The organism is Micromonospora sp. DH13 (genome assembly GCF_020873825.1).
In the GTDB taxonomy this organism is placed as follows: domain Bacteria; phylum Actinomycetota; class Actinomycetes; order Mycobacteriales; family Micromonosporaceae; genus Micromonospora; species Micromonospora haikouensis.
Genome location: NZ_JAHWGR010000005.1, coordinates 1 through 23,164, shown reverse-complemented (window position 1 = coordinate 23,164; position 23,164 = coordinate 1). Strand labels below are relative to the sequence as shown.

Below are 23,164 nucleotides of genomic sequence, written 5' to 3'. Positions count from 1 at the left end.
AGGAACTCGGTGTCCCAGATGAACCGCAGGCGGGCACTCCAACTGTTGGCCGCCCTCGGTACCACGGGCCTGACCGCCGCCTGCGCCACGGACGGCGACGAAGGGCCGGCGGCCCCCACCGGCAAGCCGGTCAAGATCGGTCTCATCGCACCGCAGACCGGTGGCTTCAAGGCCATCGGCGACGAGATCGTCAACGGCTTCCAGCTCTATCTCACCCTCAACGGCCAGCAGCTCGGCGGGCATCCGGTGACGGTGGTGACCGCCGACGAGGGTGAGACCGCCAAGACCGGCAAGGCGGCCGTCGACAGCCTGCTCAAGCAGGGCGTGCTCGCGCTCACCGGCGTGGTCAACTCGGCCGTCATGGTGGGCATCCGGGACACCGTCGAGAAGGCCCGGGTGCCGCTGGTCGGCTCCAACGCCTCGCCGAAGAGCCTCCAGAGCGTCGTCTACATCTGGCGCACCTCCTACGTGCTGGACGAGCCGGGCCGGGCGATCGGCCCGTACATGGCGCAGCGGCTGCCCACCGGCAGTCGGGTCGCCATCATCGCCCCCGACAACCTCGGCTCCCGCGACGTGATCCAAGGGCTCCAGGCCCAGTTCAGCACCGCCGGAACGGGCGATCCCCGGATCGCCGACCCGGTGATCTGGACCGACACCAGCAGCACGCCGGGCGGCACCGCGTACACCGCCGACATCCGCACCGCCCTGGCCCGCCAGCCGGACGCGATCTTCTGCCACTTCGCCGGGCCGGCGGCGGTGCAGTTCATCAAGCAGCTCTACCGCGAGGGGTGGACGGGCCCGATCTACGCGCCCGGCTTCCTCACCGAGGGCACCGTGCTCGACGAGGTGCAGGAGGTGGAGGCGCGCAACATCGTGACCGCGCTGAACTACTCCGCCGACCTGAACAACACCGCCAACCGCACCTTCGCCTCGGCGTACCGCAAGACGCACGGCGCGTCCCCGACCACCTACGCGATGGCGTCGTACGACGCGGCGCAGGTGCTGGACAAGGCGATCCGGCTGGCCGGGGGCGACCCGACCCCGCAGCAGGTCAACCTGGCGCTGGGCAAGATCGGCCAGATCGACAGCCCGCGCGGGGCATGGCAGTTCAACCAGCCACGAACACCCCAGCAGAAGTGGTACCTGCGCAAGGTGCAGCGCGACGGTCAGGTGCTCTCCAACGTCCTGATCAACGAGCTTGCCACGCTCGGCTGACCGCCCGCCCGACGACACCGCACGGGCCGGTCACCCCCAGGTGGGACCGGCCCGTACGCGGGTGGGTCGCGCCCGTCAGTCGCGCAGTTCCGCGATGCAGCACTTCACGCTGCCGCCGCCCTTGCGCACCTCGGTCAACTCGACCGGCACGGGGGTGTAGCCGGCCGCCTTCAGCTTGCCGGCGAGCCGGGACGCCTCGCTGTTCAGGACCACGTTCGCCCCGTCGCTGACCAGGTTCAGGCCGAACGCCAGGGCGTCGACGTCGTCCGCGACGATCGCGTCCGGGAAGAGCTGGGCGAGGACCCGCTGGCTGGCCGCCGAGAACGCGCCCGGGTAGTAGACGACGTTCCCGTCGTCGATCGAGGCCAACGCCACGTCGAGGTGGTAGAAGCGGGGGTCGACCAGGTGCAGCGACACCACCGGCCGACCGAGCGCCTCCTGCGCCTCGGCGTGCGCCGGCAGCTCGGTGCGGAAGCCGTGGCCGGCGAGGACCAGCCCGCCGTGCGCCTCCGGCAGGTACGCGAAGTCGCCCTCGCCCTCGTTGGTCTCGTTCGGGGCGATGAAGTGCCAGCCCCGCTCCTCGTAGAAGGCGCGGTGTGCGGCGGCCTCGGCGGCCCGCTGCTCGTGCTTGAACCGGGCGCCGTAGACCGTCCCGTCGACGACGAACGCGCCGTTGGCCGCGAACACCATGTCGGGCAGGCCGGCCTCGGGGGTGAGCAGGTGCACGTCGTGGCCGAGGCCGAGCAGCGTCTCGCGCAGCCGGTCCCACTGCTTGACCGCCAGCGCCGCGTCGACGGGCGTGGTGACGTCCATCCACGGATTGATCGCGTACGCGACGGCGAAATGCTCGGGCGAACACATGAGATATGTCCGCTTTCTGGGGATCCGGTGCTGGTTCACGGAAACCAAGAGTAGGTAGCCTTGAACCTTGGTAACAGCCACAACCATTGCTTCCTGAGGGCGGAACGTTGCAGATAGACGCGGTGGATCAGCGAATCATTGCGTTGCTGGTGGCGGACGCCCGCGCCTCGTACGCCGACATCGGCAGCCGGGTCTCGCTCTCCGCCCCGGCCGTCAAGCGCCGGGTGGACCGGCTGCGCGCCGCCGGGGTGATCCGGGGATTCACGGCCGTCGTCGACCCGGCCGCCGTCGGCTGGACCACGGAGGCCTTCGTCGAGCTGTTCTGCGCCGGGCGGACCACCCCCGCCCAGATCGGGGTGGCCGTGCGCCGGCATCCGGAGGTGGTCGGGGCGTACACGGTCTCCGGGGAGGCCGACGCGCTGGTGCACCTGCGCGCGGCGGACATCTCGCACCTGGAGGAGGCCCTCGAACGGCTGCGCGCCGAGTCGTTCGTGACCTCCACCCGCAGCACCATCGTGCTCTCCCGCCTCGCCGAGTCCCCCGGCGTCGGCCCCTCCACCTGAGGGACGCCGGCCTGAGCCGCTCGGGCGGCGCGGGAACCGGAGTCGGGCACGCGGCGTCGAAGCGGCATGACCCGGGCAACCGTCACCGCCGTCGGCACGCTGGCCGCCCTGACCCTGCTCGCCGGCAGCGCCCCCGCGGGGCCGGCCCCGCAGCCGGCGCCGCCGACCGCCGCGCCCCGGCTGGTCTCCTTCGACACCTGCGCCGACGCGCTGGCCCGGCTGCGCGCCGCCGCCTCCGCCTCGGTCGGGCCCTGGGGCTTCCAGCCCGGCTGGCGGACCGGCTTCGCCACGGGCGGGGCCGGCGAGCCGCTGGCGCTTTCGAGGGCGGGAGACGGTGCCCGGGCGACGCCGGAGCACTCCGGCACCAACGTCCACGAGCCGGGCGCCGACGAGCCGGACCTGGTCAAGACCGACGGCCGGCGGATCGTCACCGTCACCGGGGGCGTGCTGCGGGTCGTCGACCCGGCCACCCGGCGCACGAGCGGGCGGCTGGACCTGACCGGCGACGACGCGCGACCCGGGCCGGGGGACGGCAGCCTGCTGCTGCACGGCGACCGGGCGCTGGTGCTGCTCCGGGGCAGCACGCCGATGCTCCCGAACGGTACGTCGGCCCGCCGGCCGGCGGGCGGGCCCACCGGGGCCAGGCTGCTCCTGGTGGACCTGGCCGGGCGGCCCGCGCTGATCGGGACGTACCGGATCGACGGGAGCCTGCTCGACGCGCGGCTGACCGGCCCGACGGCCCGGGTCGTGGTCCGCTCCGAGGCCCGGCTGGTCCTCCCCGAGCCGGGCGACGAGTCCACCGAGGCGCAGCGGCTGGCCGCGAACCGGGCGGCGATCGGCCGGGCCGACCTGGACGCGTGGCTGCCGGCGTACGACTGGACCGAGGGCGACCGGCGCGGCGGCGGCCGGGTCGGCTGCGACCGGCTGGCCGCCACCGCCGACACCACCGGCACGGCCCTGCTGACCGTGCTCAGCTTCGACCTGGCCGCCGGCCGCCTCGGCGACGGCGACCCGGTGAGCGTGGCCGGCGACGCGGACACCGTCTACGGCACCGCCGGCAGCCTCTACCTCGCCGGGCAGCGGCAGCGGCCGGGCCAGCTCCGGCCGCGCGGCTGGGGCGGGCCGGCCGGACGCGACCCGGGCACCGCGATCTACCAGTTCGACACCCGCGCGCCGGGCCGCCCCCGCTACCTGGCCGCCGGCACCGTGCCGGGCACGCTGCTCGACCAGTACGCCCTGTCGGAGTGGCAGGGCCACCTGCGGGTGGCCACCACCAGCGGCGACGACCGGTGGTCCCGCCCGACGACCGAGTCGGGGGTGTACGTGCTGGCCCGGCGGGGCGACCTGCTGACCCGGGTCGGCGCGGTCACCGGCCTCGGCCGGGGCGAGCGGATCCACTCGGTGCGCTACCTCGGCCCCACCGGTCACGTGGTGACCTTCCGGCGCACCGACCCGCTCTACACGCTCGACCTGACCGACCCGGCGGCGCCCCGGGTCACCGGCGAGCTGAAGATCACCGGGTACTCGGCGTACCTGCACCCGGCGGGGCCGGGGCGGCTGCTCGGGGTCGGCCAGGAGGCGGACGCCGACGGGCGGGCGCAGGGCCTCCAGGTCTCGCTGTTCGACGTCGCCGACCCGACCCGGCCCACCCGGCTGGCCCGCCACCACGTGCCGGGAGCCGGTTCGGCCGTGGAGTTCGACCCGCACGCCTTCCTGTACGACCCCGGGACGGGGCTGGTGGCGCTCCCCGTCCACGACGGCGGGCTGCTCCTGCTGCGGGTCGCCGGGGCGACCATCGTGCCGGCCGGCACGGTCACCCACCCCGGCCGCGCCCCGGTGAGCCGGTCGTTGCTGGTCGGCGGCGTCCTCTGGACCGTCTCCGACGCCGGCCTGCGGGCCGACGACCCGGCCGGCGTCGCCGGGCCGGTCAGGATCGCCTGGCTCCCGGCGACCTGACCCTCCGAGCCGGCGGGTGGGGCCCGGCACTCGGGCCGACCGGGCCCCACCCGCCTCCGCGTCGTCGGGGGAGCCCTGCGGGCGGCAGAGGTCAGCCGGCCGCGGAGAGCCCTGCCGGCGGTCTCAGAGATACATGCCGGTGCGGTGCTCGCCCTGGTCCCGCCGGCCGGGCTTGTCGCCCTCGCCGAAGAACCGCTTCCCGCCGAACTCGCCGTGCAGCCGGTCGTCCAGCTCGTCGGCGAGGCCGGTCATCACCTGCACGGCCAGCATCAGGTGGGTGGCCTGGAAGTCGCGACCGAAGACCGGGATGGACGCCCAGACCGTGTCGTCGGCGCAGTAGAGCCGCCCGATCGGCATCCGGTTGGTCAGCTCGGACAGCTTCACGTAGAGCCGCTCGGTGGGCTCGACCTCCGTGAGCACCGGCGAGAAGACGTCGACCAGCGGCGGGTTGTCGCGGACCCGGACGAAGACCATCGCCGATCCGGCCCGGATGTTGATGTCGCCGTCGGAGTCGACCTGCAACTTGTCGGAGTCGGACTTGAGCATGGCGGACACCACGGTCCGCACCTGCTCGGCGAGGGCCAGCACGTCGGTGCGCGGCCCCTGGGCAGCGGCCAGCGCCTCGTCGAGGTCCGCCTCGACGTCCTGGTCCGGGCCGAACTCGCTGCGCGCGGTGCCCAGCGGCTCCATCGGCACGGGCCCGCCCTCGGCGTCGTGCACCAGATAGACCAGGAACGCCGGGTGCGGGGCCCCGTAGACGTCCCGCAGGGTGCGGGAGAGAAGGGCGGCCAGCCGGGTCGCCTCGGTGGTGTCGCCGGTCAGCCCGAAGTGCTCGCCGGAGCCCTCGACCACCCCGGGCGGGGACCAGCCGAGCGCCACCATGTCGGCGACGGCCGCCCGGTCCAGCCGGTAGCCCTGCGGGAGGGTCGCGTTGCCGACGGCCCACGCGGAGAGCCGGCCGTCGTCGGCGAGGTCGATGCTGATGGAGTAGATGGCGTCGCCCGTGCCGGAGGCGGTGGGGTCGAGGGTCAGCTCGACGTGCGTGCCGGCGGGCAGCTCCCGCAGCCGCTCGGCGAGCGCCCGGGCGAACTCGCGCCACGCCTGGGTCACCTTCGCCCGCAGGTCGGCCGTGGTCGGCTCGTCCAGCAGGATCGACTCGTGCTGGTGCTCCGACGGGCCGCCGGACGCCGACGGGCCGCCGTGCTCCGGCTCGCCGTCGTGCCCGGGGGTGCCGCCGGGCGGGTCCGAGGCCGGCGTCGAGGGGTGGCCTACCGTCATGATCGCCTCCGTCCGTTGCGGTCACCCTACCCAGGCCGCCCGGAACCCGGATCAGGCCGGACCGGGATCGGACATCGACGCGCCGGGGCAGCCGTCAGGCCGGGGCCGGGGCAGCCGTCAGGCCGGGGGCCGTTCCCCCAGCTCGACCGGCCAACCGCCCGCCAGCGCGCTGAGCCGGTCGGCCGCCGCGACCGGATCGGCCCCGCGTCCCACGGCCACCCCCAGCAGGTACGCGGAGACCGGCGCACCGGGCCGCAGCACCTGGTGCGCGACGTCCCGGGCCAGGTCGAGCACCACCGGCACCGGCACCTCGGCCGGGTCGAGGCCCAGCTCCGCGCAGGCCGCCGTCACCCAGTCCTCCAGCGTCGTCAACGTGTCCACCCCTCCGCCCGGCGTACGTCCTCGTCAGTGTCGCAGTCGAACCAGGGCGGCGGGCCCGTCCCGGACCAGGGCACGTCGCGCACCGTCAACCCGGCGAGCAGGACCCGCACCGCCGCGCCGCCGAGCGAGCCGCCCCGGGCGGAGGCGAGGCGGCCGAACGCGGCCCGCAGCGGCGCGACCCGCCACACCCCGCAGAGCTGCTGCCGCCGGCCGTCGCCGTCGACGAGGCACACCCCGTCCACGGTCGGGTCGGCGAGCTGCTCGCGCAGCAGGCGTACCGCGTCGCGGGTGAGCAGGGGCAGATCGGCGGCGAGCAGCGCCACGGTCGTCGTGCCGACGGGCAGCAGGGACACGCCGGCCGCGGCGGCGGCCACCGGCCCGCCTCCCGGGGGGCGTTCCTGGGTCGACCGGACGCCCGGCGGCACCGGGCCGGCCGGGCCCACCACGATCCGGACGTCGGCGTCGGCGACGGCGTCGAGCACCCGGTCGCGCATCGGCCGGCCGCCGACCGGCACCCCGGGCTTGTCCACGCCGCCCATCCGGCGCGCGGCCCCGCCCGCCAGCACGACCGCCGCCCAGTCCCCCACGCGGCCACCGTACCGCCCGGTGGGGCCGAGGGGGCATGTCGCGCAGTCGACAGGCGGAGCGCCGCAGGTCGATCCGGCGGGCCTGTAAATCTTGTTGCTTACTTCCTAAAGTGACGACTCAGGAACGTTACGTTTCGAAGTCCGCCCCACTCGTCGGGTCCGGCCGATCACGACCGCTCCTTCAGCCGGGCGTGACGTTCTTCGAGGTGGACGGAGGTGCCACATGCCAGCAGGTGACCACACCGAGCTGCCCGTCCTGGTCGGCCGGGATTCCGAACGCGCGCTGCTGCGCGAGGCGCTGGACCAGGCCCGCTTGGGATGCGGCGGCGCGATCTTCGTGGTCGGCGGCGACGGCCTGGGGAAGTCCCGGCTGACGTTGGAGGCGACGCAGCACGGGCGGCAGGCCGGCATGGCGGTGCTGGTGGGCCGCGCCGGCTCGACCGGCCCGGCGGTGGCCCTGCGCCCCCTGACCGAGGCGCTCGCCCCCCTGTCCCGCACCGAGCCCGCCCTGGAACACGCGAGCCTGCGGCCCTACCGGTCCGCCCTCGGCAGGCTCATCCCCCAGGACCTGTCGGTGGGGACGGCGGGTCCACCGTCGCCCGTGCTGCTCGCCGAGGCGGTGCTGCGGCTGCTCTCGGTCACCGGGGCCGGGCGGGGCTGCCTGCTCGCCCTGGAGGACCTGCACGACACCGACCCGGCGACCCTGGCCGTGGTGGAGTACCTGGCCGACAACCTCGCCGACCAGGGCGTGCTGCTGCTGGCCACCCTCCGCGCCGAGCCGGGGCCGGCGTGGGACCTTGCGCAGGCCCTGGGCCGGCGGTGCAGCGGCACCGTCCTGCGCCTCGAACCGCTGAGCCGGCGCGCCGTGCGCCTGCTGGTGGCGTCCCGGCTGGGCCTCGCCCCCGAGCGGATCGCCGAGCCGGTTCTCGACCGGCTCTGCCGCGACAGCGCCGGCAACCCGTTCCTGGCGGCGGAGCTGCTCCACGCCATGCTCGACAGCGGCAACCTGGCGGTGCACGGCGACGGGTGCCGGCTGGTCGACGGCGTCCGCACCGAGGTGCCGCCGACCGTGCGGCGCAGCGTCACCGACCAGGCCGACCGGCTCGGCCCCGCCGGACGGCACCTGCTCACCGCCGCGGCCGTGATCGGCGAGCGGTTCCCGGTCTCCGTGCTCGGCCTGGCGCTGAAGATGGGGCAGGACGACCTGCTCCGACACCTGCGCGCGGCGGTCACGGCCGGACTCGTCACCGCCGAGGGCGGCGACCACGACTGGTACGCGTTCCGCACCATGACCACCGCCGTCGCCCTGCTCGGCCAGCTCACCCCCACCGACCGGGCCGCTCTGGCACACCAGGCGGTGGACGCGGTGAACGAGCTGCACCCGGGCCTGCCCGGGGACTGGTGCCGGTTCACGGCCCGGCTCACCCGGCTGGCGGGCGACGTGCCTGGCGCCGTACGGCTGCTCGCCCTCGCCGGTCGCCGGGACCTCAACGCCGGGCGGCTCCGGTCGGCCGCCGAGACCCTCGACGGGGCGTGGCGGCTGGCGGCGACGGGGGTCGACGTCGCGCTGCGCGCCGACGTGCTGCACGAGCTGCTGTGCGCGCTGCTGGAGAGCGGCGAGGCCGGACGCGGGCTGCGGCTGCTCGACAGCCTCGACGACCTGTGCCACCCGGCGGTCCCGCCCGAGCGGCTGGCGGCCGTACACGTCCTGTTCGCCCGGCTCGCCCTGCTCGCCGGGCGGCGTACCGACGCCGCCGCGCAGCTCGACTCCGCCCGGACGCTGCTCGGCCCCGGCGCGTCCGAGCGGCAGACCGCGCCGGTCGACGCCGTCGCCGCCCACCTGGGCCTGGACGCCCCGGGGCGGGCCACCCGGCTCGCCACGCGTGCCGCCGCGGCGGCGGAGAGCGCCGGGCTGCCCGGCGTCGCCTGCCTCAGCTGGCAGGCGCGGGGGGTGCTGGCCCGCCGGACCAGGCCGGAGGGGGCCCAGCCCTGCTTCACCCGGATGCGCCGGATCGCCGAGCGGCACCACCTGCCGCTGTGGCGCACCCGGGCCGCCGCCCTGCTCGCCGAGCAGCGGTGGCTGCTCACCGGTGACGCCGACGCGCTGGCCCGCAGCGCGGAACGGGCCCGGCAGCTCGGCGCCCACGCGCTGCGCCACGCGGTCGACGTCCGGCTCGCCTGGGACCACGCGCTGCGGGCCGAGTACGCCGAGGCCGAACGGCTCGTCGAGGAGTGCACGACCGACGCGCAGCGGCTCGGGCTGGGCGAGTCCGCGCCGCTGCTGTCGCTCGTCCGGGCCGTCTGCGCGGGGCACCGGGGGCGACGGCACGAGCTGGACGCGGCCCTGACCGGCCTGTCGGGCGACGGCGCGGGAGTGGCGGCCCTCGCCCACGGCATGGCCGCGGCGGTGTGCGCGCTGCTGGAGGAGGACCCGGCGCGGGCGCGCCGGGAGCTGGACCGGGCGGCGGCGTACGACGCAGGCTGTCCCGCGCCCTATCCGCTCGCCGGCCAGCACGGGCTGGCCCTGCTCCTGGCGGTGCTGCCCGGCGACGCCGACCGGCGGCTCGGCGACGACGCCGGTGGCACGCCCGCCGGGCGGCTGCACTGGAACCGGCAGTTCGCCCTGCTGGCGAGGGCGGTGCTGCTGGGGCGGCGGGGTGACCGGGAGGCGGCCGGCGCGACGGTGGCGGCCCTCCGCCGGACCCCCGCCCACCCCGTGGCGCTCCACCTCGGCCTGCGGCTCGTCGCGCCCTGCGCCCACGCGGACCGGTGGGGTGAGCCGGTCGACTGGCTGCGCGGCGCGGAGGAATACTTCCGGCTGGCGGGGGTGCCGGCACCGGCCCGCGCCTGCCGGGCCCAGCTGCGCGACCTCGGGGTGGTGGTGCCGCACCGGCGCACCGACAGCCAGGTCCCGCAGCCGCTGCGGATGATCGGGGTGACCGAGCGGGAATACGAGGTGCTCCAGCTCATGGCGGACTGGTCCGACAACCGGAGCATCGCCAGCGAGCTGTTCATCTCCCCACGCACGGTGGAGAAGCACGTGGCGAGCCTGATCGCCAAGACCGAGCAGGCCAACCGGGCGGCGCTGAACCGATACGCCGCCCGGGTCCGCGAGGAGGTCAGGCCGGACTGACCGTCCGGTAGCGGCCACCGAGGAAGACGGCGGGGTCGGCGTCGTCCGTGGCCTCGCACCAGTACGGGGAGCCGAGCACCAGCACGTGGTCGGCGACGGCGATCAGCTGGGTCACCGCGCACACGGCCGCCGCCATCGCCCCGTCGAGCAGCGGCATCCCGTCGAGGGCACGGTGCGCCACCCCGGCGAACCGGTCCTCGACGGCGCCGGTGGCGAACCGGTCGGCCAGTGCGCGCTGCCGGCGGCCCAGCAGGTTCACCGCGAACCCGCCCTCGGCGGTGATCGCGGCGAGGGTGCGGCTGGTCCGGGCCAGCGAGACGAGGAGCAGCGGCGGATGCAGGGACACGGACGTGAACGCGTTCACGGTGCAGCCGACGGGGTGCCCGGCCGCGCGGCTGGTGACCACCGCCACGCCGGTGGCCCAGCTGCGCATGAACTCCCGCAGCTCCGGCCCGCCGACGGGGGTTGCCCGCTCCGGGCCCGACCCGCGCGGAGCCGCCCGGTCCGGCCCCGCGCCGTCGGCGGGGGTGGCCCGCTCCGGTCCGGTCACCGCGTGCCGGGGGACCACGGTGGTCATCGCGCGCCGGCCAGGTCCGGCCGCCCCGCTGCCCCGCCGGGCCCTCCGGCGGCCGTCCCGTCGAGTTCCGCCTGGCAGCGGGCGCGGCGGCCGATCAGCTCCGCCCGGTCCGCGCCGGGCAGCTCCAGCGCCCGGCCGTAGTCCGCGACCGCCTCCGCCCACCGGCCCGCCGCCTCGTGGACGAACCCCCGGTTGTAGAGCAGGTCCGGGTTGTCGCCGTCCACCGCGAGCGCGGCCGTCAGGTCGGCGACGGCCCTCCCGTGGTCCCCGCCGTCGAACGCCAGGGCGGCCCGGCTGGCCAGCGCGGCGACCAGCCCCGGGTCGGCCGCCAGCGCCTCGTCGAGGTAGCGGCGGGCCTCCGCCTCCGCCCCGTCGGCCAGCGCCAGCACACCCCGCAGGTGCAGCAGCCGGGCGTCGGCGGGGTGGCGCAGCAGGCCCTCCTCGACGTGCGGCCGGGCGGCGTCGACGGCCCCGTCGTCGAGCAGCAGGCTGACCAGGTTCACCCGGGCGTCGAGCTGGTCGGGCTCCAGCTCCACCACGTAGCCGAAGTCGGCGATCGCCCCGGCCACGTCACCCAGCTCGGCCTTGAGGTCGGCCCGGTTGTAGTACAGCTCGAAGAACGGCGGCGACAGGCTGATCGCCGTGTCGCAGTCGGCGACCGCGCCGGTGAGGTCGCCGAGGCGCCGCCGCACGTCGGCCCGGTCGAAGTAGTAGTCGGCGTAGTTCGGGTCCAGCTCGATGACCCGGGTCAGGTCGATGAGGGCCTCGTCCAGGCGGCCCAGGGCCAGGTACGCCTTGCCCCGGTTGTGCACGAGCACCGAGCGGTGCAGCCGGTGCTTGTCGCCGGGCAGCTCGCGGTCGAGCCGGTCGAGCCCGTCGTCGACCAGCCGCAGCGCCGCCGCCACCCGGCCGAGCCGCATCTCGATCAGCGCCAGCCCGTTGTTCTGGAACACCGAGTGGAAGGCGCGCTTCTGCGGGTCGGGCAGCAGCGAGGCGAGCGCGATGGAGTTGTTGATGTAGCCCCGGGCCAGGTGGTGGTCCTTCAGCTCCTCGGGATGAAAACGGGTGTAGAGCATCGCCAGCGCGTACCCGGTGGACATCTGCAGCTCGGGGTCCGCGTACCGGCTGCGCAGGTCGAGGTACGTCGGTTCCGCCTCGACGGTGCGGCCGAGCACCACCATGGCCGAACTCGCCCGCGTGCTGAGCAGCCAGAACCGTTCCATCTGCGTGTCCGGGTCGACGATCGCCCGGCCACGGGTCCCGTAGTCGATCACCGCGTGGTAGTAGCCCAGCGCGCCGCAGTGCCGCGCCGCCTCGTACAGCGCCTCCGCGCCGGCCCCGGCGGGGTCGCTGCCGCGTTCCAGGTGCCAGGGGATCGCGCCGAGTTCCAGGCTCCACTCGCCCCGCTCGCGCAGCAGCGCGGCGCGCGCGTCGTGCAACGCCGCCCGCACCTGCGGGTCGGCCTGCCGGTACGCGGCCGACTCCGCCGGGTCGGTGGAGGTGCCGTCGGCGTCGACGTACGCCCGAAGCAGCGCCTCCGGCCCGCGCCCGGCGGGGTTGGCGGCGCGGGGCAGCTCCGGCAGCCGGTCGGCGTACCGGTCGAGGGCACCGGTCAGCTCCGGCTCCAGCGGTGCGCCGTCGGTGCCGACGAGCACCCGCACCACGTCGGGTCGCACCCGCCGCAGGAAGATGGCCAGGAACTCCTGGTCGGTGGGGTCCGCCTGGTCCACCCGGTCGAACGCGAGCCGCAGCGGGAGGCGGCCGGCGCGGGTGGCGTACCCGGCGAGGAACTCCGTCGCGCCGTGGGCCAGCCGGCGGGTGCGGTTGGCCGGATAGATCCGGGTCCGCTCCTCGGGCACCGCCAACGAGGTGAGCGTCTCGGGGGCTGCGTCGAGCGTCCCGCGCAGCTCCGGGGCCGCCGACAGGATCTCGGTCAGGTGCCGCTGCACGAGGTCGGGCCAGCGTTCGTACGCCTGCGGCACGAGCTGCCGCAGCACGCTGCCCAGCCCGGTGTAGGGGCCGCGCAGGCCCCGGTGCGAGTCGACCGCGAGATCGACCTGCTCGCCGTCGACCGGCGCCGGCCCGATCCGCCATTGATGTGCAGTCATGCCGTTGCTCCTCGCTTGGTGGGCCTTGTTCGCGGTGGGTGTCGGGGGAGGTGGGCCGGGCGGGGCCGTCAGCCGGCCGCTGCCGGCTCCGTGGCGGGGGCGGGCCGCCGTCGGGTACGCCCGGCGAGCAGCGGCAGCAGCACGATCTCGAACGCGACCAGCAGCAGCGAGCCGACCGAGTCCCAGAAGCCGGGGCCGGTGGGCGAACCGTGCGCCAGGGCGGTGAAGACCCGGGAGGCGAACTCCAGCACCAGCGGCGCGGTCCACAGGGTGACGGTGATCAGCAGTGCCGCCACTCCCCCGCAGGTGATCAGCGCGAACCAGGGGGCGAGCTGCCGGTCGCGCGGGGACCAGTCGGCGTCGGCCAGGTCCGGCCGGCGCACCCCGGGCAGCCAGGCGAGCCGGTCGCGCAGCCAGGCGCGGCTCACCTCGTCCAGGTTCGTGCAGCCCAGCGCGGTGGTCGCCACGTAGTACAGGTCGGTGCGCAGGAAGACGTAGCACTGCCAGGACATCCGCAGGAGCACGGTGTACGCCACCGCCAGCGCGAGCCGCCCCGGCCAGGACAGGCCGTCGGACAGGCCGGCCCAGGCCACGAGCACCAGCGCGCCGAAGAGCACCGCGTCGGCCAGCAGCCCGGCCAGCATCGGCAGGTAACGCTGCCGGGCCGGCACGGTGAGCAGGGCGTCCAGCTCGGTCTCCACCACCGCGTAGTAGAGCCGGCGGCCGACCCGCATCTTCGTCGGCAGGCCGAGCCGGCGGGCGGCGAGCAGGTGGTACCACTCGTGCCACAGGATGGCCGGCGACTGGCACAGGGCCAGCCCGAGCTGCACGGCCAGCAGCGACGGGACGAAGAACACGTTCGAGGCGTGCGGTCGCAGCTCCGGCCGGGACACCATGGCCACGGCGGCGGCGACCACGATCAGCGCGTACGCCGCCCAGGCCGGCGGGGAGAAGGCGGCCCGGCCGAGCCGGCGGAAGCGTACCTTCGGCGCGGTGGCCGGCGGTTCCCCGTCGGCGCGGACGAAGCCGAGTTCGCGCAGCGTGTCGACGAAGTCGGCCATGTCGACGGGCTCGCCGAAGGTGCGCTGGTACCACTGCTCCGCCTCACCGACCGGCATCCCGTCGGCGAGCCGGCGCAGCAGCGCGACGCCGTCCTCGGGCAGCAGGGCGAAGGACGTGGCGTCGACCCGGCCGACCGTCACCCCGTCCCGCTCCGGCACGTAGGTGAGCGGATGGAACTCCAGGCGGGTGCTTGACATCGCTCCTCCAGCGCGTGGACCGGGCCTTTCGGGGTGGCCTCCCAGGGGTGGACCCGGCGACGGCCGTCCCGGCTCGGGAGCCGGGACGGCCGGACCGGTCAGCAGCAGTCGGTGCAGTACAGCGGCGCCGACGTGGTGAGCTTGATGGAGCCCGTCTTGCGGATCGTGATCTTCTTCATTTCCGTTCACCTCCTCGGCCGGCTGGTCGTTGGGGCGGCCGGCTGAGGACGAACCTGCCAGCCGGGCGCGCCCGGCGGCATGGGGAGCGACACCCAAACTCCCGCTCCGCGGCGGGGGCGAAGATGGGGCCGTTCCCCCATGTCCCCGGCGTCGCCGCGCCGCGACGCTGTCCGGATGCGAGACGACGCGCTTTCGGTGATCATCTGCGGCTCCAGCGCCGCCATGGCCGCCTCCGGCTACCTGTCCTGGCTGCGCCAGGAGATCGACCTGCCGCTGCGGGTGCTGCTCACCGCCAGCGCCGAGCGGTTCGTGCAGCCCCAGGTCGCCGCCTGGTACGCCGACGAGGTGTACGCCAGCGGCGACCCCGCGCTGAACCCGACCGAGTTCGCCCGGCGCTCGCTCGGCATCGTGGTCCTGCCGGCGACCGCCGCCACGATCGCCGCCGCGGCACTCGGCCTGGCCGGCACCCCTGCGCAGACCGCCCTGCTGGCCAGCGAACGCCCGGCGATCTTCTTCCCGAGCATGAACAGGTCGATGTGGACGAAGAAGACCACCCGGCGGCACGTGGAGGCGCTGCGCGACGAGGGCCACACCGTCGTCGAACCGCAGGAGCGGGTGATCTTCGAGTTGTGGCGACGGGAGAACGCCCTCGGCATCGCCATGCCCCCGCCGGACGCCGTGGCCGAACTCGTGGTGAGCTGGCTGGAGAGCATCCTGGCCGGCGACTCCGAGGAGCCGACCGACAAACAAGGTCATTAAGTAAAGTCAATGTAAAAAGTGCGTCTCACCACAATCGGGAATTCCCCACTAGGCTTCGACCTGTTCCTTTCGTCTCGCAGCCAGAAGGGGATCGACATGGGAATCGCACGGATGGCCGCGCAATTGACGGCCGCAACCACCGCTGTCGTCGGGCTGAGCGTGGCGACCGCCGGCCCCGCCGCGGCCACGGAGTCAGGCTCCTGGCGGGCCTACGGCAACACGAACCCGATCACCTCCAGCCCCAGCACGTGGCACTGCGCCGCCACCAAGACGGTGGTCACCAACGTGCTCGCCCAGGTCTGCGCGATCAGGTCGGCAGGCGGGGGAGCCGTGCAGGCGGCGGTCATCGTGCGCAACAACCGATCCAGCCTCTACTCCGTGACAGCAGCGATGGACCTGTACACCTCCTCGGGCGCCTACCTGGGCGACTGGGTCTGCTCGTCGTCGGGGGTCGGGGCGAACTCGTGGTCGGTGTGCTTCGGGCGGACCCTCACCCATAGCAGTCCGGTGAACTCGATCGGCGCGGTCAGCGGTGTGGACCTCGGCCAGTCACCGAACGTCTGAACCCGAACCCTGAGTCCCGTCGGGGCGCTGGCCAGTGGCCGGCCGGTGGGTCAGCCGGCCACGGTCTGCGCCTCGTCGGCACCGGCCTCCTCTCCGGCGCGGCCGCAACAGGCGGCGGCCAGGGTCCGCGACCTCGCCGGGGCGGCCGGTCAGGCAGGATGGCGGGATGGGACGGGCGACTGACCGGCGGAACGTGCTGCGGATCGACCTCGACACGGCCGACCCGGCCCGCGTCGCGACCCGCCGACCGGACAGCCTCTCCGTCGAGGAGCCGCTGGAGATCCGGGTCGGGCCCGCCGGGCCGGGCCGGCGGCGGCCATTGGCGGTCACCATGCGCACCCCTGGCGACGACCTGGACCTGGCGATCGGGTTCCTGCTCACCGAGGGGCTGATTCGCAGCGACGCGGACGTGCGCACCGCGCAGCTCTGCGCCGGCCCGGACACGCCGAACACCTACAACGTGGTCGACGTGGTGCTCGCCCCCGGCGTGCCCGAGCCGGCCGCCGACCCGACCCGCAACTTCTACACCACCAGCTCCTGCGGGGTCTGCGGCAAGGCCAGCATCGACGCGGTGCGGACCCGCTCGCCGTACGCCGTCGCGGACGACCCGCTCACCGTGCCGGCCGCCCTGCTGGCCGAGCTGCCGGACCGGCTGCGTGCCGCCCAGCGCCACTTCGACCGCACCGGCGGGCTGCACGCGGCCGGGCTGTTCACCGGCGACGGGGAGCTGGTGGTGCTACGCGAGGACGTCGGCCGGCACAACGCCGTCGACAAGGTCGTCGGATGGGCCGTCCGGCAGGGCCGTCTGCCGTTGGCCGGGCACCTGCTGCTGGTCTCCGGCCGGGCGAGCTTCGAGCTGACCCAGAAGGCGTGGATGGCCGGGCTGCCGCTGCTCGCGGCGGTCTCGGCCCCCAGCACCCTGGCCGGTGACCTGGCCGAGGAGGCGGGCATGACCCTGGTCGGCTTCCTGCGCGGCCGGACCATGAACGTCTACACGGGCGCCCACCGGATCGGGCCGGTGGACCAGACCAGCGTCAGCGGGGGCTGACAAAGGGCAGGCCCTGGCGACCTCGTGCGTCGCCACACCGAGCGCGGCGGTGCTCTTGCCGCGCGCCGGCTCTTCCGCACCCCGTGGATCGATCAGGTCGCCGCCACCCGGGCGCGGGCCAGGTGGGCGCGGCGGAACAGCGCGAGCACGGCGGTGCCGACGAAGGCCAGGCCGCCGACCGCCACGGCAGCCGCCCGCGTACCCGACTGGTCCTGCACCGCGCCGGCGATGGCCGCGCCGCACCCGGACCCGATCGCGAACAGCGTCACCAGCCACGCGAACGCCTCGACGATCGTCCCGGGCGGCGCCAGCTCGTCGATCAGCGAGAACGCGATGACCAGCAACGGCGGCAGGAAGAACCCGGCGACGAACACGATCACCACCATCGCCCACACCGGCGCCAGCGACGCGACCAGCAGGTAGGCCCCGCCGAGACAGGCGCTCAACACGATGACCCGGCTCGTGGCGGTGCTCTTCCACCGGACGCGACCCGTGACGAGCGCGCCGGCCAGCGCTCCGACAGCGGAAACACCCAGCAGCATGCTCGCACCGCCCCACACGGTGCGCTGCTCCGCGTACGAGACCATGATGATGCTGAGAGCGCCGATCGGCACCACCGTGGCTCCCACGCCGACCAGCAGCAGCACGAGCAGCGGGCTGCGCAGCGGGCCGAGCAGCCCGGCGTTGCCGGGGGCGCCCCGCCAGAACCGCGACGGCCCCGACGACGCGAACAGCGCGGTGCCCGCCAGGCACAGCGCAGCCGTCAGCACCAGCGCCACGGCAGGCGACCACACCGCCACGGTCGCGGCAACCAGCACCGGGCCGGCCACGAAGATGATCTCCTGGCCGACCGAGTCCAGCGAGTACGCCCGTTGCAGGTTCTCCGGCCCGACCAGCCCGGGCCACAGCACACGCAGGCAGGGCTCCAACGGCGGCGTGGCGAAGCCGGTCACCGCCATGCCGGCCAGCACCACGGCCCGGTTGTCGGGTTGCAGCGCCACCGCCACCACGGCGGCCGACGACGCCACCGCGGCGAGCACCAGCACGGAGGTCTGGCCCCGCCGGTCGACGAGCCGGCTCAACACCGGGCCGCCGACCGCCTGGGACACGGTGAGTGCCGCCAGGGCCGCCCCGATGAACCGGAAGTCGATGCCGTGTTCCCGCAGCGTCAGGGTCAACGCCAGCGCGACCATCGAGGTGGGAAGGCGTCCGACGACGGCGGCCAGCAGCAACCGGGCGACGGACGAGCGGCGGAGCAGGTCGAGATAGCTCAAGGGGTTCCTTCGCAGGGTCAACCGTGCTGGTCGAGCAACTCCTCGACGCGGGCGAACAGCTCGCGCAGGTTCGGCTCGGCGGTGAGGGCATGTGCCTCGGGCAGACTCAGCCAGCGCAGCGCGGCGGCCGGCTGCTCGGGCCGGGCCCGCTCGGGTTGCCCGGTGGCCAGCACGAACCGCAGATCGGCGTGCTCGTGGGCGGGCTCGGTGGCGCTGGCCGGCACGGGCAGGACCACCACCTGCCGGACCGCGCCGTCCGGCCAGCACACCAGGTCGTCGAGGCTGGTCTCCTCCGCCCCCTCGCGCAGCACGACGTCGAGCGGGTCGCGCTCGCCGGGGTCCCCGTGGCCGCCAATCTGCAACCAGGACCGCATCCGGACGTGCCACCGCAGCAGCACGCGCCGGGTCGGCGGATGGACGACCAACGCCGACGCGGTGACGTGCAGCGGCAGCTCACGGGACCAGGGGTCACCGGCCGCCACGAGGTCCAGGACCCGGCGCACGTCGGCGCTCTCGGCGGCGGTGCGCGGCCGGTAGCCGGCGAGCAGTGCCGCGATCGGCGCCGGTGCGGTGTGGTGCATGTGCGGCTCCTGCGGTGCCGGGATCCGGAACGGGTCATCGTATCGAGCCGGAGTCCGTCGCAGGTGGACCTATCCGCACGCGGCGGCGGCCGGCGGTGGCGGCGGCCGGCGGTGGCGGCCGGTTACTCACCAGTTGTTATGGCGATGCTCACGCCACTGTGGATATCGTCGCCCCATCGCGCCGTGCCACGATCGACACACGCTCAGTGAGCGCAGACGTGTCAGCGGTTGTGGGGGGACATGCGCGTCGGCATGCAGCATCGCGCTGGTTTCGGGCAGTGGCTCCGGGCGCTGCGGGACACCCGCGGCCTCACCCAGGAGGAGCTGGCCGAGGCGTCCGGCTCCAGCGTCCGCACCATCCGGGAGATGGAACGCGGCCGGGTCCGCACACCCCAACGTCGTACGGTCGCACTGCTCGCCGACGCGCTCGGCCTGGCGGGCGCGGACCGCGACCGCTTCGTCGGGCTGGCCCGCGCCGGGCACCGCCCGCAGCCCGACCCAGGGGTCGTCGCCGCGGCCCCGGTGCTCCCCTCGGAGCTACCCGCCGCCGTGCCGAACCTCGTCGGCCGGGAGGCCGAACTCACCGTGCTGGCCCGGCTCACCACCGGAGTCACCGACGGCAGCGCCACGACCGCCTCCGTCGTCGTGCTGCACGGCCCGCCCGGCACCGGCAAGAGCAGCCTCGCCGTCGCCGCCGGCCACCGCCTCGGCACCGCGTTCACCGACGGCCAACTCTTCCTCGACCTGCACGGCACCGCGCCCACCGACACCGGGCGGGCCGACGGCGCGCGGGTCGACACCGGGCGAGTCGACACGGGGCGGACCGGCGGTGCGTTCGCCGGCATCGTCGATCCGGCCGAGGCGCTGGCTGGGCTGCTGCGCTCGCTCGGAGTGCCCGAGGAGGCGATCCCGGGTCAGCCGGAGCAGCGCGGCCGGCTGTTCCGCACCCTCACCCGGGACCGGCGGCTGCTGATCGTGGTGGACGACGCCGCCGACGAGGCCCAGGTACGCCCGCTCCTGCCGGCCGGGCGGCACTGCCTGACCCTGGTCACCAGCCGGCGACCGCTGACCGGGCTCACCGGCGCCGTCCGCGTCCCCGTCGGGCTGCTCGCCCCGGATGCCGCCTGGCGGCTGCTCGCCTCGATCACCGGCGAGGACCGGCTGGCCGCCGACCCGACCGGCACGGCCGAACTGGTGGAACTCTGCGGCCGGCTGCCGCTGGCGATCCGGGTCGCCGGGAACCGGCTGGCCAGCCGGCCGGGCTGGCCCGTCGGCCAACTCGTCGCCCAACTCGCCGACCCACGCCGCCGGTTGACCGCGCTGACCGCCGGGGACCTCGACGTCCGGGCGACGTTCGATGTGTCGTACCGCCGGCTCGGCGCGACGATCGCCGGGGTCTTCCGGCGGGCGTCCCTCGTGCCGGGGGCGGAGTTCGACGCCGGCCTACTCGCCGCCGTCACGCACGTCGACGTCGAGAGTGCGGCGGCCGCCGCCGAGGAGCTGGTCGACGCCGGCCTGCTGCTGCCCCGGGGCGACCGGTACACCTTCCACGGCCTGACCCGCATCTACGCCCGCGAACGCCTCGCGCTGGAGGAGTAAGGAAGGGCCCCCTGTTAACGCCTGAGGTAGAGAAGGGTCCCCTTCTCACACCCGGGCGGGCGCGACGCAGGCGGGCGCGGTGGGCTCAGCTCGGCATGCTGGGCGTGGACGGCAGAGCGGTGGGTCCCACCGGGTGCCCGCCCGATGGGACCCGCCCGTGGTGGGAAGCTGAGGTCAGGAGCAGGTGGCGCCGTTCAGGGCGAACGGGGCCGGGTTGGTGGGGGCCCCGTCGGCCGTGAAGCCGAAGCTCACCGAGCCACCGGACGCGATCGTCGCGTTGTGGTTCTCGTTGCTGACCGTGACGGTCGCGCCGGTCTGCTGGAAGACGCCGTTCCAGTGCCCCTGCACGACCTGGCTCCCGCCGAACGTCCAACCCACGTTCCAGCCGGTGACCTGCGGGCCGTCGTTGTAGACGGTGACGGCCGCCTCGTAGCCGGTGCCCCAGGAGTTGACGACGGCGAAGGACACCCGGCAGGTAGCGGCCGCCCCGGTGACCGGCACGATGTCGCCGAAGTCGTCCCGGGCGGTGGCGAAGTCCTGGAACCCGAACCCGGGCCCCGCCGAGCGGGTCGTGGTGCCGGCGGCCAGGACGGTGCCGTTGGCGTTGACGGCGTACACCGGGCCGCCGCTGTCACCGCTGCGGGCCGACTCGTCGCCGTCGAGCTGGGTGGCCTCGACCAGGTCCTCCCGGTCGTCGTAGTGGAACTGCACCTCAAGGTCGCAGACCGGGACGCCGATCTCCCAGGCCGAGGTCGCCCCGGACTGGCAGAGGATCTGGCCGGGGAACACCTCGGTCCAGCCGACCACCCGGGCCTTCACCTCGTCGTTCGAGCCGCCGACGTAGAGCCAGCCGCCGGCCGACGGGGTGCTGATGAGCATCGTGTCGTGGTCGGTGTTCTTGTGGGTCTGCACGCCGATCGGCTCGCCCTGACCGTCGCTCCACTGCGACCCCACCGAGCCGCAGTGCCCGGCGCTGAGCAGGTGGTTGGTGCCGGTCGCCACCTCGCGCACGCCGAAGCCGACGGTGCAGCCGGCACCGGAGTCGTTCCAGATCCGGGCCCCGCCGTTCCAGGGCGCGGAGTCGTCCTCACGCGAGCGGGGAACCAGCGGGTCCCGCTCGACGATCGTGGTGCGCACCCCGGTCGCCGGCAGCTTCGGCAGCGCCGCGTCGGCGTCGTCGACGGCGATCTCGATGCCCGAACCATCGGTACGCAACCGCACGTCGTGCGCCGAGTCGCGCGCGTCGCCGTCCACCACGGGCGCGATCCGCGCGGCTGCGGCGGCCAGCTCGGTCTTGGCGTACGCCGCCTTGGCGACCTCGACCGGCGCGATCCGGCGGGCGACGGCGACGGCCGAGGCGACGTCGGCCGGGAGGTTGCCCTTCCACCAGAGCGTGACGTGGTCGCCGACCAGCCCGATCCCGGCGTACCCGCGCGAGGGGGCGCGCTCGACGGCGGCCCGCAGCCCGGTCGCCGCGTCGACCAGCGGCACCTGCGCGATCATCCGGTCCCGGGTGCCGCCCGGGATCAGGTCGAGGATCGTCGTGCCGCCCGCCCCCGGGGCGGGGGCGGCCTGCGCGGAGGCGGGGGCCGCCGCCGGGCCGGCCAACGCCGTGGCACCGGCGAGGACCCCTGCGGCGAGGAGGCGAGAGGTCACCTTCCAGGTTCGTTTCATGACTGAGAGTCAACCCACGACGGTACGCCCGAACCAGGCAGGACGGGCGGCAGGAGGCTCCTGCCGCCCGTCCTGCCGGCCGCCTCCACGGCTCACCCGACGAGCACTTTCATGATCGTCTGTCGTTTTCAGACACTCCCGCCGGTGCGTCGTCTCACCTTTCAGCAGACGATCAAGGACCCACCGAGGGCGACGACACGGTCAGGAGGGACTGGGCCCAACGGCGCGCGCCGGATTCCGGGGCGGTCTCGCAGTAGCGGCGGAAGAGACTGCGACTCTCCTCGCGGCGGATGCCGCCGAACAACTTCGGTGGGGCGAACCAGGGCAGGTCGGGGCTCGGCCGCCAGGCAGCCGCCAGCGCGGCCCCGCCGTCACTCGGCGACTCCAACGCGAAGTAACACTCGTCCACCCTCATCGCCATGGCCGCACCCAGGCACATCACGCAGGGCTCCAGGCTCACCGCGAGTCGCACCGGGTACGGACGGCGACGCCAGCCCAACGCCTCGTCGGCCTGCATCATGGCGAGCAGATCGGCGTGCACGAGTCGCCGCCCGCTCGTCCGCTCCTGCGTGTACGCCCGACCGATGATCTCGTCGCCCAGCAGCACCACCGCCCCGATGGGCTGCTCGCCGGCAGCCAGCCCCTCCTCGGCGACCTTCAGCGCGGCCCCTACCAACTCGTCCGGAGTCATCCTCGAACCCTATCGATCGACGACCCTCTACACCGGATACAAGCCAACAGGCCGTCCACACCGACCTGCACCAACGCCATGCGTGGGATACCGACAGGAGCAGGGGCGCAAAGCAGGGGCAAAGAGCACACACACCAACCCCCTGCGACGCCCGGACCACCCCCGCGCGTGCGGGGAGCAGGACGTCCAGGCGGTGGCGATGACCCGGGAAATGGGACCCCCCGCGTGCGCGGGGAGCAGGAAGGCGCTGAGGGGGTCAGCTCCACCACGGTGGGACCACCCCCGCCTACGCGGGGAGCAGCCTTCTTGGCCTGGAGCACTGAAGATCAAGCGTGCAGTCTTCCTTCACTTGCCTGCGCAAGATCGACTGCTGCCTCACACCATTCTCGGCCGCTTCGGGCCGCGCACAGCATACGACGGAACCGAATCGATGCGGGTGTGCCACAAAGCCTGAGAACACGACACCACTCCGCGACAGACAAACGCGCAGCAACAGCCACCGCCCCCCTCTCAGACAGACGATGAATCCGAGCCACGCATAGATCTTGGTGCATTTCGGCCCCCAGAGGGGCCGTTTCCCACCAAGATCTACCGCTTGAGAAGCGAGCCGGAGCGGGCGGGCCCCGGGGAGCGTCGCCGACCGACCGGCGAGCGGGTCGACCGGTCAGAGGCGGGTGGAGCCCGGCGCAATCATGCGGACCGGGGCCGCGTCAGGGGTTCGCCGGGGCCCGCCCGCGGAGGGATCAAGCCTGACTGTGAGGCTAGCCGTGTCGGCTCGGAAGGTGATGGGCTGATGCCTGGTGGCAGTAGATGTGACTCTAACCCTGACTGGCTTTGTGCCTTTGGCGGGACTTGTCCGTCCGCTGCTGCCGGCGC

19 protein-coding genes are annotated in these 23,164 nt (G+C 74.5%); 8 read left to right on the top strand and 11 right to left on the bottom strand.

Going from position 1 to position 23,164, the window contains the following annotated elements:
- Positions 1-9 precede the first annotated feature (9 nt).
- Positions 10-1,215, top strand: coding sequence for an ABC transporter substrate-binding protein (locus LPA42_RS06315; RefSeq protein ID WP_077935298.1), 1,206 nt, complete (start codon positions 10-12; stop codon positions 1,213-1,215).
- Between the two features lie 75 nt (positions 1,216-1,290).
- On the opposite strand, the gene ddaH is transcribed toward LPA42_RS06315, so the two are convergent.
- On the bottom strand, positions 1,291-2,124 hold the full coding sequence (gene ddaH, locus LPA42_RS06310) for a dimethylargininase (protein ID WP_368665501.1): 834 nt from the start codon (positions 2,122-2,124) through the stop codon (positions 1,291-1,293).
- 59 nt (positions 2,125-2,183) lie between these two features.
- Between ddaH and LPA42_RS06305 the strand changes: the two genes are divergently transcribed.
- Together LPA42_RS06305 and LPA42_RS06300 are read left to right on the top strand one after the other, a co-directional pair.
- Positions 2,184-2,639, top strand: coding sequence for an Lrp/AsnC family transcriptional regulator (locus LPA42_RS06305; protein ID WP_043960922.1), 456 nt, complete (start codon positions 2,184-2,186; stop codon positions 2,637-2,639).
- Between the two features lie 66 nt (positions 2,640-2,705).
- Complete coding sequence (locus LPA42_RS06300) at positions 2,706-4,595, top strand: beta-propeller domain-containing protein (RefSeq protein ID WP_228986408.1); 1,890 nt, start codon at positions 2,706-2,708, stop codon at positions 4,593-4,595.
- A gap of 123 nt (positions 4,596-4,718) precedes the next feature.
- Here the strand turns inward: LPA42_RS06300 and LPA42_RS06295 are convergent, their stop codons facing one another.
- The 3 genes from LPA42_RS06295 to LPA42_RS06285 all read right to left on the bottom strand — a co-directional run bounded on the left by LPA42_RS06295 (position 4,719) and on the right by LPA42_RS06285 (position 6,841).
- A complete protein-coding gene (locus LPA42_RS06295) occupies positions 4,719-5,873 on the bottom strand; it encodes a hypothetical protein (protein ID WP_077935302.1) in 1,155 nt (384 codons plus the stop codon).
- A 117-nt stretch (positions 5,874-5,990) separates the two neighbouring features.
- Positions 5,991-6,245, bottom strand: coding sequence for a DUF6457 domain-containing protein (locus LPA42_RS06290; protein WP_077935307.1), 255 nt, complete (start codon positions 6,243-6,245; stop codon positions 5,991-5,993).
- Positions 6,242-6,841 carry a molybdenum cofactor guanylyltransferase gene (locus LPA42_RS06285; RefSeq protein WP_228986407.1) on the bottom strand — a complete coding sequence of 200 codons (600 nt, stop codon included), beginning with the start codon at positions 6,839-6,841 and terminating at the stop codon, positions 6,242-6,244. The genes LPA42_RS06290 and LPA42_RS06285 overlap by 4 nt, the downstream gene beginning before the upstream one ends.
- Before the next feature lie 223 nt (positions 6,842-7,064).
- On the opposite strand from LPA42_RS06285, the gene LPA42_RS06280 reads away from it, so the two are divergent.
- The gene (locus tag LPA42_RS06280; RefSeq protein WP_077935304.1) at positions 7,065-9,974 is read left to right on the top strand and encodes a LuxR family transcriptional regulator; all 2,910 of its coding nucleotides are present in this window, start codon (positions 7,065-7,067) and stop codon (positions 9,972-9,974) included.
- On the opposite strand, the gene LPA42_RS06275 is transcribed toward LPA42_RS06280, so the two are convergent.
- From LPA42_RS06275 to LPA42_RS06265, 3 genes are all read right to left on the bottom strand, one after another.
- A complete protein-coding gene (locus LPA42_RS06275) occupies positions 9,961-10,551 on the bottom strand; it encodes a flavin reductase family protein (protein WP_077935305.1) in 591 nt (196 codons plus the stop codon). The two genes, LPA42_RS06280 and LPA42_RS06275, sit on opposite strands and share 14 nt — an antisense overlap.
- A complete protein-coding gene (locus LPA42_RS06270) occupies positions 10,548-12,659 on the bottom strand; it encodes a tetratricopeptide repeat protein (protein ID WP_077935306.1) in 2,112 nt (703 codons plus the stop codon). The genes LPA42_RS06275 and LPA42_RS06270 overlap by 4 nt, the downstream gene beginning before the upstream one ends.
- A 68-nt stretch (positions 12,660-12,727) precedes the next feature.
- Entirely contained in the window at positions 12,728-13,918 is a 1,191-nt protein-coding gene (locus LPA42_RS06265) for a hypothetical protein (protein ID WP_228986406.1), read from the bottom strand.
- Positions 13,919-14,272: 354 nt separating this feature from the next.
- Here LPA42_RS06265 and LPA42_RS06260 point away from each other — a divergent pair, with 354 nt between their 5' ends.
- The 3 genes from LPA42_RS06260 (at position 14,273) to fdhD (ending at position 16,469) form a co-directional block, all read left to right on the top strand.
- The gene (locus tag LPA42_RS06260; protein WP_228986405.1) at positions 14,273-14,857 is read left to right on the top strand and encodes a flavoprotein; all 585 of its coding nucleotides are present in this window, start codon (positions 14,273-14,275) and stop codon (positions 14,855-14,857) included.
- 96 nt (positions 14,858-14,953) lie between these two features.
- Positions 14,954-15,421: a hypothetical protein gene (locus LPA42_RS06255; protein WP_077935310.1), complete on the top strand. Its 468-nt coding sequence runs from the start codon at positions 14,954-14,956 to the stop codon at positions 15,419-15,421.
- Between the two features lie 166 nt (positions 15,422-15,587).
- Positions 15,588-16,469 carry a formate dehydrogenase accessory sulfurtransferase FdhD gene (gene fdhD, locus LPA42_RS06250; RefSeq protein WP_077935311.1) on the top strand — a complete coding sequence of 294 codons (882 nt, stop codon included), beginning with the start codon at positions 15,588-15,590 and terminating at the stop codon, positions 16,467-16,469.
- A 92-nt stretch (positions 16,470-16,561) separates the two neighbouring features.
- Here fdhD and LPA42_RS06245 read toward each other — a convergent pair whose 3' ends face one another.
- Positions 16,562-17,743, bottom strand: a complete 1,182-nt coding sequence (locus LPA42_RS06245; protein ID WP_077935312.1) for an MFS transporter — start codon at positions 17,741-17,743, stop codon at positions 16,562-16,564.
- A 17-nt stretch (positions 17,744-17,760) separates the two neighbouring features.
- Positions 17,761-18,324: an NUDIX hydrolase gene (locus tag LPA42_RS06240; RefSeq protein WP_077935313.1), complete on the bottom strand. Its 564-nt coding sequence runs from the start codon at positions 18,322-18,324 to the stop codon at positions 17,761-17,763.
- A 252-nt stretch (positions 18,325-18,576) separates the two neighbouring features.
- Between LPA42_RS06240 and LPA42_RS06235 the strand changes: the two genes are divergently transcribed.
- Positions 18,577-19,923 carry a helix-turn-helix domain-containing protein gene (locus tag LPA42_RS06235; protein WP_158229352.1) on the top strand — a complete coding sequence of 449 codons (1,347 nt, stop codon included), beginning with the start codon at positions 18,577-18,579 and terminating at the stop codon, positions 19,921-19,923.
- Positions 19,924-20,097: 174 nt separating this feature from the next.
- On the opposite strand, the gene LPA42_RS06230 is transcribed toward LPA42_RS06235, so the two are convergent.
- Together LPA42_RS06230 and LPA42_RS06225 are read right to left on the bottom strand one after the other, a co-directional pair.
- The gene (locus LPA42_RS06230; protein ID WP_077935315.1) at positions 20,098-21,597 is read right to left on the bottom strand and encodes a cellulose binding domain-containing protein; all 1,500 of its coding nucleotides are present in this window, start codon (positions 21,595-21,597) and stop codon (positions 20,098-20,100) included.
- A 172-nt stretch (positions 21,598-21,769) separates the two neighbouring features.
- Positions 21,770-22,288, bottom strand: coding sequence for a nucleoside deaminase (locus LPA42_RS06225; protein ID WP_077935316.1), 519 nt, complete (start codon positions 22,286-22,288; stop codon positions 21,770-21,772).
- Positions 22,289-23,164 lie beyond the last annotated feature (876 nt).